A 13,602-nucleotide genomic window follows, 5' to 3' on the forward strand; every position below is an offset into this window, starting at 1 on the left:
TATACGAAAACAAAAAGGCATCGGTTCTTGTGAGCTTACAGATGTCTTTTTGTTTTTTTTGATTACATAACTTGTTAGTATATATGTTTTGTATAGTGTTTCGTTAAAACTATCGAGGGAAAATGAAGGGTTCTTTGCAACTTTTAAATGTTCTATTGTTATAAACATGACATGCAAATTAAGAAGTAATGGGATTCACTAAAAATAAGAAGTAGTGTAATATATTTAGGATAGTTTTTTAACAAGGAGGCAGACATCTTTTGATTACAGAAGGAAATCTTGCAAAAAAGGAACATAATGATGAAAATACTTCCTATTTAATGAAAATGAAAGGGGGAGGGGAAAAGAGCCCTCTGAAAGTAAATATAAATGATATTATAACAGGATTTATGGGTGGAGCTATAACCATTTTTATTCTCGGTTTATTAACACGTTTTACCTATACTCCTTTGCTAATAGCTTCATTTGGTGCAAGTTGTGTATTAGCATTCGGACTCTGGAATTCACCATTATCACAGCCTAGAAATATTATAGGGGGCCATTTCATTTCCACTTTAATAGGATTAATTATTTATCATTTATTTGGTAATGAACCATGGTCATTGGCTTTGGGAGTTGGGTTAGCTATCGGTTTAATGATGTTAACGAAAACAACCCATCCTCCCGCTGGAGCAGATCCAATAATAATAATACTCGGCTCTTATTCATGGGAATATCTATTTACACCAGTATTAACAGGATCTATTGTAATTGTACTGTTAGCATTAGTTATTAATAATTTAAGAAGCAACAGGAAATATCCAGTTTTTTGGATATGAATTATTGGTTAAAAAATAAAGAATACGTTAATGTAAAGGCGACCGTCGAATCCACTGGTATAAATGGGGTTAGACGGTTTTTCTTTGTGAATTAATCAATCTAAAGAGGATTAATGCTTATATGGAGAGTTAACGCTAACTTATTGCATGAAAGTCTGTGTTTAAGAGAAAAATGTTTGTTTATGGAGGGAGATAAGTCTAATTACTTTATTTGGTAATAATGTTATGATAAGTATAAAAAGGCAATGGAAAGAGTGAGATTAATGAATCATGTCACTACCAGAAGACCATTATACTTTTGGCTATCCATCACCTTATTACTTTGTGGAATAGTTTCATGGATGCCATATTTAGCTTTTAAAATTCAGGAACCTTATGGATTGCTTACTTTAATCATTAACCCTGTTGGAATGATCCTAGGAATACTCTCAGCAAAAAAATGGGTTGCTTTAAGTAATTTAATTATGATATTTAGTATTTTTCCCGTAGCAATATTTGTATATCTGACTAAAGGGTATATTCCTATGTGAGGGTTCTGTTTTTATTCAAAGCTTAATTAAACTATATCATCTCCAATATTCCAAATGATGGTGAAAAGGCAATTCTTAAAGCATATACAGTAGTAGGCTAGTTAAAAGCAGTTTTAGAAATTACTTATATGATTTTTACAAGCCCAAATGAATGAAGGCAACTTTCAAAATCTGTGTCCAGTAAATCCGAAACACAGATCATAAAAGTTGCCTAAATATAAATTGTAGTTATGTTACTTATCTAGTTTTATTTAAAATATTTATTTAATGTATAAGCAATTCCGTCTTCTTCATTTGAACGCGTAACTTCATCAGCTACAGCTTTTAAATCGTCTACGGCATTAGCCATCGCAACTCCGATACCAGCATATTCGACCATAGTAGCGTCATTATGTCCATCTCCGAAAGCAATCATCTCTTCTTTTTTGTATCCTCTAGGAATTAGCACTGTATCTAATGCTTTTGCTTTATCAATTCCTTGAGCAGTAAATTCAAAGTAAAAGGGAGCTGTAAACACACAATTTAACGTATCTTTGAAAGGCTCCATCATCTCTTTGTAATGTTTCTGAAGATAATCATCAGATCCTGCAGTTAGGATTTTATTTAGTGGATAATCAGCAAATGCCGCCAAATCATCTACTTCACATAGTTTATATTTACCACCACGGGATTCGTATTTCATTATGTTAATATCATTACCATTATACTTTATTTCATTATTGAAGACATCAGTTACATACATATAGTTATCTTTATCAATCATAGGAATTACTTCAAATTTTTTCATATGCTCAAGCACGGCTTGACCTTGTTCAACAGTCATTGTTTCATTAAATAATACTTCATTGGTTTCACAATCCACGACTTTAGAACCGTTAAAAGAAACTAAAAGTCCATGATGCTTTTCCATTTCTAATTCTTTCGCAAAATCCATTAATCCAGATGTTGGTCTACCAGAAGCAAGAACTAAGATTGCTCCAGCTTTTTGTGCCTTTAGTAAAACCTCTTTTGTTTCTGCAGATATCGCTTTTTCATTATTCGTTAATGTACCATCCACATCCATAATAATTACTTTAATATCATTCACAATTGAATCCTCCCTTGAATTTACCGTATAAGTATTATTTATAATATCTTATATTTATTATCTCTTTATCAGTTCTCTTTCAATAGCAATATTATATTATTTATACTTGCGTTTTCCATCAAAATTGGGTTTAATATTATCAAAATCGTATTTTCTTTGGAGGCAATCATGAATTCAGTATTGGAAATATTTTCGGATTCATCTGAACGAGTAAACTATAATATACCTGATTTCCCTTTATATGTGCGAAAAGGAAGATTACTTTACTTTGATAAATATGTTGCACCAAGTCATTGGCATTCCGATTTAGAATTTATTTTAGTACTTGAAGGTTCTATGGAATATTTTGTGAATGGTCATACGGTTAGTATTAAAAAGGGAAATGGTATTTTTGTAAATAGTAAGCGTATGCATTATGGTTATTCTAACAATATGAATGATTGCCACTTTATTGTTGTAGTTATTCATCCTATATTGCTTGGTGAGCACACTCAAGTAGGAAAAGTCTACCTCGAGGAAAAATTCGGATTATATACTGAAGACTATATATTATTGAATGAACAAGTTCAATGGCAACAAGAAGCACTGACGAAATTAAATGAAATATATGAAGAAATGCATGAAAACGCAAATCCACTTCGTTTAAATGCACAAGTTATGTCTCTTTGTGCAAATATAGGAGACCATATACAAAAAGTCCCTAGGAACCATGTTGATGACAATTCATGGGAGACAGTCTGGAAAATGACAAATTTTATTCATGAACATTATGAAGAAAAAATAACACTGGATGACATTGCGTTTGCTGGCAATGTTTGTAGAAGTATATGCTGTAATTTATTTAGTAAATATATTGAACAAACTCCCAATAATTATCTAATAGGCTATCGAATTCAAAAAAGTTGCGAAATGCTAAAAGAAACCAATAGATCTATCAGTGAAATTGCAATTGCGTGTGGTTTTCAAAGTGGAAGTTATTTTTCCTATACTTTCCGTAAGAAAATGGGCTATGGGCCACAGGATTATCGAAAGCAAATTACAATAGCCAATCCTAGTTCTACTTACTAAAGTTATAATTTAAAATGTTCTAATGTATTTTGTCACATCTAATTCAGACGTAAGAATGAGGATGAGTTATAAGTATGTAAATCTGCATAAAAACCGAACTATTTTATCGTTTTTGATAATTAGTTCGGTTTTTTGTGTATTCGGTGTTAATACAATAATTAAAAAATCTTAGTAGAATGGATGGGAGCGTTATGAAATGAACTAATTTTAAAGCCATATCCCAAATTTAGCTGAAATTACATTATTCATGTTTAGATAGGTTATATATTGTTTTGTCTCAAACACTATTTTTATAGATTTTATGTACAAGACCTAAGTAGAAATATAAGGGACGATTCTTATGAAATACACGATTTCGAAAGAATGATATTTGATTTTGATGGAAGTGATCTATGTAAACATATACAATTTATTTATATTTAAAATGAGAAAGACGGGGTGTGAAGTGTCAAAACAAGAAAAGAAATCAAATAGTGAATTTAATCGTACCCTTAATCGTTCCTTGTTTTCGTTAGTATTACCAATAGCATTTCAAAATTTAATTTCAGCAGCTGCCATTGCGGTAGATGTTATAATGCTTGGTGTCATTAATCAATCTGTAATGTCTGCCGTATCACTTGCGGGACAAGTAACTTTTGTATTGTCGCTATTTTATATGGGTATTTCAACTGGAGCAGGTATACTCACGGCTCAATATTGGGGAAGGAATGACGTAAATGTAATTCAACGGGTATTTAGCATTACTAGTATTTTTTCACTGAGTATATCGATAATATTTTTTGTGTTTTCGTTTTGCTTTCCCGAAGTGCTAATGCGATTACTTACAAATGATACGGAGTTAATTTACTATGGAAAGATCTTTTTGCGTACTGTATCGTTTTCGTATATCGCAATGGGACTATCTCAGGTTTATTTTAGCGTGATAAAAAGTATGGAGAACGCAAAATTCAGTGCATGGATTAGTTCCATTTGTCTTTTTCTTAATATCGGCTTAAATGCACTTTGTGTTTATGTATTCTTTCCGGGTATGCCGGAAAAGGCCATTACAGGGGTAGCTGCGGCAACTGTATGTGCTAAGTTCGTAGAGCTTGGATGTTGTATCATTCATTCAATCAGATACAGCCAAGTTAAATTTCACCTACCATTAAAAGATAAGATTAATCGTCAGTTACGTAAAGACTTTCTAAAATATACAATTCCTATACAAGCTAATTATTTTGTATGGGGCGGTGGCTTAACAGTTGCTACATCCATAATCGGACATGTAAGTGCTGATATGGTTGCGGCAAACTCTATCGCAACCGTAGTTAGAAACTTAGCAGTTGTGTTTTGTGCAGGTATCTCTAGCGGAGGTGCTGTGCTTATTGGAAAATATTTAGGAAGCAATGACACAGTGATGGCAATAAAAGCATCCAAAAGAATCAATTTATATGCATTGCTTTTAGGTATTGTAGCAGGCGGGACTATATTGGTGATAAAGCCATTGGTGTTCCTTATAGTAGACCTAAACGTTAATGCCCAATCATACTTAGATGGAATGTTATATGTATGCGCTTACTATTGTATTGGTAAGTCCATTAATTCAACAATCATTGGGGGTTTTTTTCCAGCTGGAGGAGATGCGAAATTTGGGCTTTGGTGTGATATTGTTGTAATGTGGATTATAGTATTGCCATTAGGCTATTTGAGTGCATTTGTGTGGAATTTACACCCTATATTACTGTATGCAGTACTCAATTTAGATGAAATTCTCAAGCTGCCGTTGGCTGTATATCGTTATAGTCAATATAGATGGGTTAAAAATATTACAAGAGATGTGGCATCATAATGAATAATAGAATGAAAAGGAGAAATGACATATGACAATGAGAGAAAGAATCCATTCAGGAAAGTTATTTACTGATTATTGTGAAGGATTACCAGAAGATAGGATGCAAGCTAAAAGAAGAATGATGGAATTTAATGCAACAAGACCAGATGCATTAGCAGACCGAGTTCAAATAATGGCAGAAGTATTCGGTAAGGAAACTAAAGCATGGATTGAACCACCATTTTATTTTTGCTATGGCACAAATATTGAAATTGGAGAAGGTACTTACATTAATTTTAATTGTAATTTTGTTGATGACACGAAAATTATCATTGGAAAAAAAGTGTTGTTTGGTCCGGCCGTAACAATTGCTACTGTTGGCCATCCAATCAATCCTAATTACAGAGAGTATATGTATGCTGAACCAGTAAAAATCGAAGATAACTGTTGGATTGGAGCAGGTAGTATCATATGTCCAGGGGTAACCATTGGTGAAAACAGCGTTATAGGGGCTGGAAGCGTAGTGACAAAAGATATTCCAGCTAACTCAGTTGCTGTTGGTAATCCTTGCAAAGTAATGCGAACAATAAATGAACATGATATGGAATACTACTATAAGGACAGAAAAATAACACAACAAGACTTAGATGAGGAAGCAAGCTTAAGGTAGTGTAAGATAAGCTAGGTAAAACGAGTGAGCAGTGAGTGGCGAAAAAAATTTTCCCACTCACATAAAAAAATCTGCATTATATAATATTACATCGTTGTAAAAGCGAGGATCATAATGTTGAAATATCAGTATATTGCTTTGGAAATGGAAAGGTATATTACAGAAAATGCATTACAACAAGGAGACAAGTTACCTATAATTGAAACGTTAATAAGTCACTATAAGGTTAGCAAAAGTACTATTATAAAAGCACTTAAACTGTTGGAGGACAAAGGAATTGTTTTTTTGGTGAGAGGAAGTGGGATTTTTGTAAGAGGCCAAAGCAGACAAGGTTATTTTAATCTTTTGCCATCTCAGAAATTTCAACAAGTTGATCATAATAGTTCTCCTGCTTTGCAAAAAGTAGTCGGCATGGAAATAGTAAGTGCATTACCAGAGGTTGCAGATGCTCTTGATTTAGACAAATACTCAAAAGTATATTCCGTAAAGTTAGTTCATTATATGGAAAAGCAAGTGTTATGCACGGAACAAGTGTTTTATAATAAGGATATTATTTCTTATCTGGACAAAGAAATAGTTTCTAATTCAATTAATAATTATTTGAAAGACGTCTTAGGATTAAAAATAGGATTTCCTGATATTTATATAAATTTGGATAAACTGAACTCTGAAGAAGCAAGTTTTTTTGGATTGAAATTAGGGGATCCAATGCTGTGTAAAGAAATCATTTACCATCTTACAAGTGGGCAGCCATTCTGTTACTCAAAAGCAATATATCATTATAAACAAGCTAAATTCGTTATTAAAGGAAATAGTTTTAATTCCATATGATTTATGTTAAGTCAAAAATACATAAAATAATTGATTTTTAAAATGAATAATTTCACTTTTTTAATTCGTTTAATAAGTTGCTAATGATGAAAGTCCCACTTGATAAGGGATAAAAGATATTTGATTAGTTGAAAGGAATACTCAAAATTAATTTGTGTTTGAGGTGCAGATTATGTTGAGAAGTCAGGTTATTGTTAATCTTCCAAGAGGACTACAGGCAAGAAACACATGTTATTTTGTTGCAATTGCTTCTTTGTTTGATTGTAAAATACATATTATTTATAAGGGAGTTACTAGTGGGATTGATTTAATGGATATTATGAATTTAAATGTTTTGGAGAAAGACGAAATAATTTTAGTTGCCAATGGAAAAGATGAACAGAAAGCTATTTCCACTTTGGAGAAATTTTTTAACGAAGGAAAGTTGGATAATAACTCCTTAATCATACCATAGCTGCACTTGGAAATGATAATAAATCATTAAGAATCCCTGTTCAGAGAAATGAATGAACTCTGTATAAACTCAACCGTCAATAAGCGATGATGAGTTTAGATTGAATTTAATATTAGTTGAATAATTTTCTTATCGTACATTTTATAGCCAAAATGTACGATTTTTTTATTTTATTGGAATGTTATTATTTTCTATATTTTAGGGGAAATTATCTCAGATTCGATGATTTGGAATGATGAATAATGTAGCCTATTCATTACTACAAAATTCTGCTCTTAGGACTATGAGGCATTAGATCTAGAAAATCATAGTTATATAGGAGAAGAACGTTGAAATTACTACTAAAAATAATAAAAAGGAGTGGGATAATGGCCGATTTTTCAGTAGTGAGACGCAAGTTGATGAAAGTCATGATTCTTTTCGCGATGATTCTTAGTCTTTCAACATTACCTTTAAATGCATTTGCCAAAGAGTTTCCGTGGATGAACAAAGGTCTTTCTGCTGAAGAAAGAGCTCGTACTTTAGTCGGAAAAATGTCATTGGAGGATAAGGTAGACTTTATTACCGGAAACGTCAACAGTGATTACGGATTTTATAATCAGGGATTAGCAAAATACGGCATACCAGCCTTACAAATGGCAGATGGACCAGTTGGAGTCCGCATAGCTAATCCTGAAATTCAAAATAGACAATCAACTGCCTTGCCTTCTGCAATAAGCCTTGCAGCAACATGGAATATAGAGACTGCAAAAGAATATGGAAACCTGATTGGGAATGAAGCTTTTAATACGACGCATAATGTTATGCTTGGTCCAGGACTTGACATTGCCCGCATTCCTTTCGGCGCAAGAAACTTTGAATCTTTCGGTGAAGATCCATATTTGCAAGGACAAATGGCAACAAGCTATGTGAATGCTCTTCAAAGTAATAGTGTTTTGGCGACAGCCAAGCATTATTTATTGAATAATCAAGAGAAAGACCGCTTTACGATTGACTCTCAAGCAAGTGCACGAGCAATAAATGAAATCTATGCAAGACCATTTGCAAGCATCATTGAAAATGCTGATTTAGGAAGTGTCATGTGTTCATATAATAAGGTCAATGGTATTCATGCTTGCAATAATGTTGATTTACTAGCAGGTCTACTTAGAGAACGCTTAAACTATCAAGGATTTGTCATGAGTGACTACGGAGCTAATAACAGCACAGTTGAATCTATTAATGCCGGACTTGATTTAGAAACACCGGGAGAGCCTTCTGGAGTATGGGGAAATAAGCTTCTACAGGCTGTATATGAAGGGAAAGTAAAAAAAGAGACAATTAATCAAAGTGCTTATCGAATTCTTTACCAAATGTTTAAAAAAGGTTTATTTGATAACCCCACGCAGAACAATCCAATTGATATAAAAGCCCATGGGGAAATAGCTCGTAAAATCGCTGCTGAGACAATGGTATTGTTGCAAAATAAGAAGGATGTTTTACCATTAAATACACAAAAGCTGAAGTCAATTGCGGTCATTGGACCTGACGCGGATAATGCTTCAGCAGCTGGCGGAGGGAGTTCTCTTGTTAATCCTACTTATACAGTAAGTCCGCTAGAGGGTATAAAGAGACGTGCAGGAGCAAATGTACAAGTTGAATATGAGGCAGGGACAGATCCAGTTAATGCCGGTGATATTTTTCCTGGGCCTGATGCAGTTCCTTCTTCTTTCTTATTGCCAGCTGCAGGTTCAAAAGAGAATGGTTTAACAGCTGAATACTGGTCGAATGAGAATATGGAAGGAAATCCAGAATTTAAACATACCGCTAAACAAGTTAGCTTAAATCTTGGTTTCTATAATTATAAAGGTTTTAACGCACAATCAACTAAGTTAGACAAACTGCCAACTAGCTTAAATGGCAAGATGTCTGCAAGATATACCGGTGTAATAAATGTACCGAAAACAGATAAATACACCTTATCTACGACAAGTTATGGATCGAGTAAAGTGTATATTGATGGAAAGTTAGTGATTGATAATGCTGGTGAAGAACTGAAAACAGTACAACAGACAATTACTTTGGAAGCAAACAGAAATCATAATTTGAAAATAGAGTATAAAACAGACTACAAAGAGGCTCCTGGATATAAGAATGGCGGACAATTACGCTTTGGATGGAAAGCTTCAGACAAAATTATTGACAAAAATATCAAGCGTGCCGTTAACTTAGCGGAAAAATCAGATGTAGCGGTTATTGTAACAAGAACGTATGATAGCGAAGGTTACATAGATCGGTCAGATATGGAACTGCCTAATAACCAATCACAATTAATTAAAGAAGTCGCAAAGGTAAATAGAAATGTCGTGGTTGTTAATGAAAGTGGGATTGCTGTAAAGATGGGTGACTGGAAAGATAAGATCGCTTCTATTGTACAAGCATGGTATCCAGGTCAGGAACAAGGAAATGCTATAGCTGATGTATTATTCGGAGATGTTAATCCTTCTGGAAAGCTGCCAGTCACATTTCCTGTCGATGAAGACTCAACACCTGTTTCTACGGAAGAACAATATCCTGGAATTAATAAAGTTATAAAATATACAGAAGATATATTTGTCGGTTATCGTGGCTATGAACAAGCTGGAATTAAAGCAGCTTTCTCCTTTGGACATGGTTTATCCTACACTAAATTCGATTATAAAAATTTAAAAACAAAGGTTAAAAATTCGTCAGAATCCACTGATCCAATGGTTGAAGTTACTTTCAATATAATAAATACAGGTAGGGTGACTGGTTCTGAAGTAGTACAAGTATACATTGGTAAACTTCCTGCTAACATAGAGACATCTCCCAAACAATTAGCAGGATTTAAAAAAATTGAACTAAAGCCTGGGAACGAAAAGAGAGTAAGAATGAAACTCGATTCAAAAGCCTTTTCTTATTATGATGAAAAGAAAAACAAATGGATCTTTCCTTCAGGAGAAGTAGCTATATATGTAGGCAGCTCTTCAAGTGATATTCGTCTAGCAGGAAGTGTAACTATCTAAAGCGAAATCAACTTTAAAAGATAAAAAAGTCCAAATTGAGGGAAGGTGTTATCTTTTATCATTTAACGATTAAGTAAATTTGGCAGCAAAACCGTCTAATCCTTGATATATAGGGGGTTAGACGGTTATTTTTTTAAAGCTTTTATCGCTTCCGTACAAAGTTTTTTTTGATTAATTTATTGCTGTATGTCACTGCCGCTACAGAAAAAAATCCAGTTCTTAAGAGACATTAAGCATCTCTATGAATGATCCGCAATTTTAAAAGAGAGAATGCCTAATTTGAATCAGAAATTAAGATTTTTCTCCTTTCCGATGTTATTTTTCATGTATTGCTTTGGTGTAAAACCTGTAAACTTTTTGAACACCTTAGTGAAATAGCTTTGATCGGTAAAATTAAGCAAGGTATATATTTCTGATAAAGAGTAATTAGAAAATATCATTAATTTTATGGCTTCATCAATTTTAGATTGCTGAATATATTCCGTAACTGAAATCCCAACCTCTTTTTTAAATAAGTTTGAAAGATATTTTGGATTCATGGAGACATAGTCAGCAAGGACAGCGAGAGAAATATTTTCGTATATATATTTAAATATGTAATGCTTGCAATCACTTATTGTTTTGGAGCTTTGCTGTCTTTTACCTTTATATACTCTTTCAGCAAAGTCCAAATAGGCACTTTCAGTAAGTGTCTCAACCTCTTTAATCGTATGAAGTTCCTCAATATCCTGAATATACTTATCTCCTAAAGTATAAGCAATTTCAGGATTTAAACCACCAGCAATTGCCGCTCGAGTAGCCAGCGTAATCCCTGCTATTTTTAAGTTCTTATGACTTCTCATTTCACACTGCTTTGACAATACTCCAAATTCAAAATCGGATCTTTGATGAAAGGCTTTATAATAGATGATTAGATCTTCTTTATTTCCATCCGTAATATATTGATACAATTTCTTTTCGGCAGCAGGGTCATGATGAAAGGAGGAGTTTTGACGTAAATCTGAAATGCTTTTGTCTGATACTTGGTGTTGATGGAAATTATCTATTGAATAGAGATTTTTTTCCGTAATGTCGTTCATGTCAAATTTTTCTTTAAATAAAACATAAGAAAGAAGAATACTTGATTTAATTAACCTCCATCTACTTATTACAGGCAAGGAATAAAAATAGTCTTTTACTTTTGGAGTGAGTTCACCTAAATCATTTGCATAAAATATGTTGGTTAACATTGCTTCTGAAGGATTTGCGAATACCGTTGGGCCTAAGAAAATTGTCCCGATGTACGTATGGTTTTCAACAATAGGAATTAGAACGAACTGTTCCTGAAATATAGTTGAACACATGATTGGAAGTGTTTTCTCTTTTTCTGATAGATTGATGCTTTTTAAATGCTCCTCATAGGAAGAAAACATTGGATTATGAGGTAGGTTAGATGAATGATTGAGTATTAATTTACCTTGTTTGTCTAGGACTGAGATTGGGATACTCGTTGTCTCATTAATTAAATTGCAGCCAAATTCCAAACCAATTTCCCTGAATGTATGATCCATTATAAAATCCCCCTTAACTATTTATAGTGAAATTTGTTAAAGCACAGTTTTACGGTTAAAAACAGGTTGCTCAAACTAGGGAGGATATGAAAGAGAAATTCGGAGAGAACGCAAGGTATCCTTTAAGAACGGACATGGAAAAGTAAGCCACTTGAAAGGAAAAGGTAAAAAAATATATTTTTAAAAATGATTAAGTACCATTTTAGTGGAAAATCTACCATAAAAATGTTCTGAATAAATATATAATTCTAACTAATCCTCCTTGTAATGCTGATTATTTTAAAATGAAAACGCATCCATTACAAGGGTATTATGTTCTAAACATTAAGGGGAGTGAGTGACAAGTGAGAAAGTATTGGTTTATTAGTTTTTTCATGATGATGTCTTTAATACTAGGTGCCTGTAGTAATAGTGCATCAAATTCCGAAGATCTGACCATTCCAGAAAACCCAGAGGATGTAAAAGGGGAAGTTACTGTATGGGCATGGGCGCTAGAAGCCAATTACTTAGAAAAAGATGTAACACCTGCGTTTAATAAGATTTATCCAAATGTAAAAGTAACAGTCGAAAATCTAGGGGTAGACCAAGTGTATCAAAAACTAAGTGCTGGATTATCAAGTGGTGGTAGTGGTTTACCTGATTTAGTCCAGGTTGAAAATAATCGTGTTCATTCATTTACTAATAAATTTCCTGATGCTTTCACAAATCTTAGTAAGCTAGGTTATAGCGAACATGAAGATAAGTTTTCGACCTCTAAGGTGGAAGGTTTGAAGGATCAAGACGGTAACATTATCGCTGCACCAAGAGACTTGGGTCCAGTAGGCGTAATTTATCGCAGAGATATTTTCGAGGAGGTAGGGATAGATCCTGAAAGTATTGAAACATGGGATGACTATATCGAAGCTGGTAAGAAAGTAGTTGCCCATACAGGCAAGGCATTTTTAGGGACTGATAGTGAGGCGCTTTTGCGGATTATGCTGCAACAACAAGGTAAATATTATTTTACGGAAGATGGAAAATTAGATCTTACTTCACCTGAAGCAGAGAAGGCCGCTGCTATCATCCAAAAGATGAAGGATGCAGGGATTATTACGTATACAACTAACTGGGATGGTCAAGTAGCTGCGATGAAAAACAGTGAGGTTGCGTCACATCCAGGGGCTGTATGGTGGAGCGGAACTATGCTAGAACAGATGCCCGAATTAGCAGGTAAGTGGGATATGTTTAGACTTCCAGCTGTTGAAGAAGGTGGAGTTAGGGCTGCAAATGATGGAGGATCTGCTTTAGCGATCCCAAGTTCGTCTGAGAATAAAGTAGCTGCTTACGTGTTTGCAGAATTTGCCACAACTGATGTGGATTCGCAAATTCTAGGATTAACAAATAGGGGGTTATTCCCATCCTTATTAGAAGCATATGATAGTCCGATCCTAACGGAAAACCAAGAGTATTTTAACAATAAACCATTCTTTAAGAATTTTTCAGATACAGTAGCAGACATTCAACCGATTAACCATGCTCCAGCTGAACTAGAGGTTAGATCAATCATGACAAGTGAATTTCAAGCGTTTTTACTAGAAGATAAAGCGGCGAAGCAAATGTTAATTGATGGGGAAAAACAATCGAAGCAGCAAATAGGAATAGAAGTCTCAGAATAAAAAAGCTAATAGACTAGGCGGACTAGTCCTCCTAGTCTAATTCTAACTATATGGAGGAGTGATGATATTGCAAACAGGTCGTTCTTTAAAAGAGGAGTCGGAA

General features: G+C 33.8%; 10 protein-coding genes. 8 read left to right on the plus strand and 2 right to left on the minus strand.

Annotated elements, in window-relative coordinates:
- Positions 1-320: 320 nt before the first annotated feature.
- The gene (locus MKX82_RS22505; RefSeq protein ID WP_341081596.1) at positions 321-818 is read left to right on the plus strand and encodes an HPP family protein; all 498 of its coding nucleotides are present in this window, start codon (positions 321-323) and stop codon (positions 816-818) included.
- A gap of 777 nt (positions 819-1,595) precedes the next feature.
- On the opposite strand, the gene MKX82_RS22510 is transcribed toward MKX82_RS22505, so the two are convergent.
- Positions 1,596-2,411: a Cof-type HAD-IIB family hydrolase gene (locus MKX82_RS22510; protein ID WP_233317294.1), complete on the minus strand. Its 816-nt coding sequence runs from the start codon at positions 2,409-2,411 to the stop codon at positions 1,596-1,598.
- A 192-nt stretch (positions 2,412-2,603) separates the two neighbouring features.
- On the opposite strand from MKX82_RS22510, the gene MKX82_RS22515 reads away from it, so the two are divergent.
- The 6 genes from MKX82_RS22515 (at position 2,604) to MKX82_RS22540 (ending at position 10,294) form a co-directional block, all read left to right on the plus strand.
- Positions 2,604-3,503 carry an AraC family transcriptional regulator gene (locus MKX82_RS22515; protein ID WP_341080246.1) on the plus strand — a complete coding sequence of 300 codons (900 nt, stop codon included), beginning with the start codon at positions 2,604-2,606 and terminating at the stop codon, positions 3,501-3,503.
- A 445-nt stretch (positions 3,504-3,948) separates the two neighbouring features.
- Positions 3,949-5,331, plus strand: coding sequence for an MATE family efflux transporter (locus tag MKX82_RS22520; RefSeq protein ID WP_341080248.1), 1,383 nt, complete (start codon positions 3,949-3,951; stop codon positions 5,329-5,331).
- A 31-nt stretch (positions 5,332-5,362) separates the two neighbouring features.
- The gene (locus tag MKX82_RS22525) at positions 5,363-5,983 is read left to right on the plus strand and encodes a sugar O-acetyltransferase (RefSeq protein ID WP_341080250.1); all 621 of its coding nucleotides are present in this window, start codon (positions 5,363-5,365) and stop codon (positions 5,981-5,983) included.
- Positions 5,984-6,097: 114 nt separating this feature from the next.
- Entirely contained in the window at positions 6,098-6,814 is a 717-nt protein-coding gene (locus MKX82_RS22530) for a GntR family transcriptional regulator (protein ID WP_341080252.1), read from the plus strand.
- Positions 6,815-6,986: 172 nt separating this feature from the next.
- Positions 6,987-7,268, plus strand: a complete 282-nt coding sequence (locus tag MKX82_RS22535) for an HPr family phosphocarrier protein (RefSeq protein ID WP_233317258.1) — start codon at positions 6,987-6,989, stop codon at positions 7,266-7,268.
- A 368-nt stretch (positions 7,269-7,636) separates the two neighbouring features.
- Positions 7,637-10,294: a glycoside hydrolase family 3 C-terminal domain-containing protein gene (locus tag MKX82_RS22540; RefSeq protein WP_341080256.1), complete on the plus strand. Its 2,658-nt coding sequence runs from the start codon at positions 7,637-7,639 to the stop codon at positions 10,292-10,294.
- Positions 10,295-10,578: 284 nt separating this feature from the next.
- Here MKX82_RS22540 and MKX82_RS22545 read toward each other — a convergent pair whose 3' ends face one another.
- Positions 10,579-11,844, minus strand: a complete 1,266-nt coding sequence (locus MKX82_RS22545) for a helix-turn-helix domain-containing protein (protein ID WP_341080258.1) — start codon at positions 11,842-11,844, stop codon at positions 10,579-10,581.
- Positions 11,845-12,188: 344 nt separating this feature from the next.
- Between MKX82_RS22545 and MKX82_RS22550 the strand changes: the two genes are divergently transcribed.
- Positions 12,189-13,499 carry an ABC transporter substrate-binding protein gene (locus MKX82_RS22550; RefSeq protein ID WP_237943657.1) on the plus strand — a complete coding sequence of 437 codons (1,311 nt, stop codon included), beginning with the start codon at positions 12,189-12,191 and terminating at the stop codon, positions 13,497-13,499.
- Positions 13,500-13,602: the final 103 nt, after the last annotated feature.

Source organism: Niallia sp. FSL R7-0271, assembly GCF_038005785.1.
Lineage (GTDB): Bacteria > Bacillota > Bacilli > Bacillales > Cytobacillaceae > Niallia.

Excerpts from the sequence above, each read along its gene's own strand:
- MKX82_RS22510 (WP_233317294.1), bottom strand. The coding sequence starts at position 2,411 with ATGGATGTGGATGGTACATTAACGAATAATGAAAAAGCGATATCTGCA.
- MKX82_RS22515 (WP_341080246.1), top strand. The coding sequence starts at position 2,604 with ATGAATTCAGTATTGGAAATATTTTCGGATTCATCTGAACGAGTAAAC.
- MKX82_RS22535 (WP_233317258.1), top strand. The coding sequence starts at position 6,987 with ATGTTGAGAAGTCAGGTTATTGTTAATCTTCCAAGAGGACTACAGGCA.
- MKX82_RS22525 (WP_341080250.1), top strand. The coding sequence starts at position 5,363 with ATGACAATGAGAGAAAGAATCCATTCAGGAAAGTTATTTACTGATTAT.
- MKX82_RS22545 (WP_341080258.1), bottom strand. The coding sequence starts at position 11,844 with ATGGATCATACATTCAGGGAAATTGGTTTGGAATTTGGCTGCAATTTA.
- MKX82_RS22540 (WP_341080256.1), top strand. The coding sequence starts at position 7,637 with ATGGCCGATTTTTCAGTAGTGAGACGCAAGTTGATGAAAGTCATGATT.
- MKX82_RS22505 (WP_341081596.1), top strand. The coding sequence starts at position 321 with ATGAAAATGAAAGGGGGAGGGGAAAAGAGCCCTCTGAAAGTAAATATA.
- MKX82_RS22530 (WP_341080252.1), top strand. The coding sequence starts at position 6,098 with ATGTTGAAATATCAGTATATTGCTTTGGAAATGGAAAGGTATATTACA.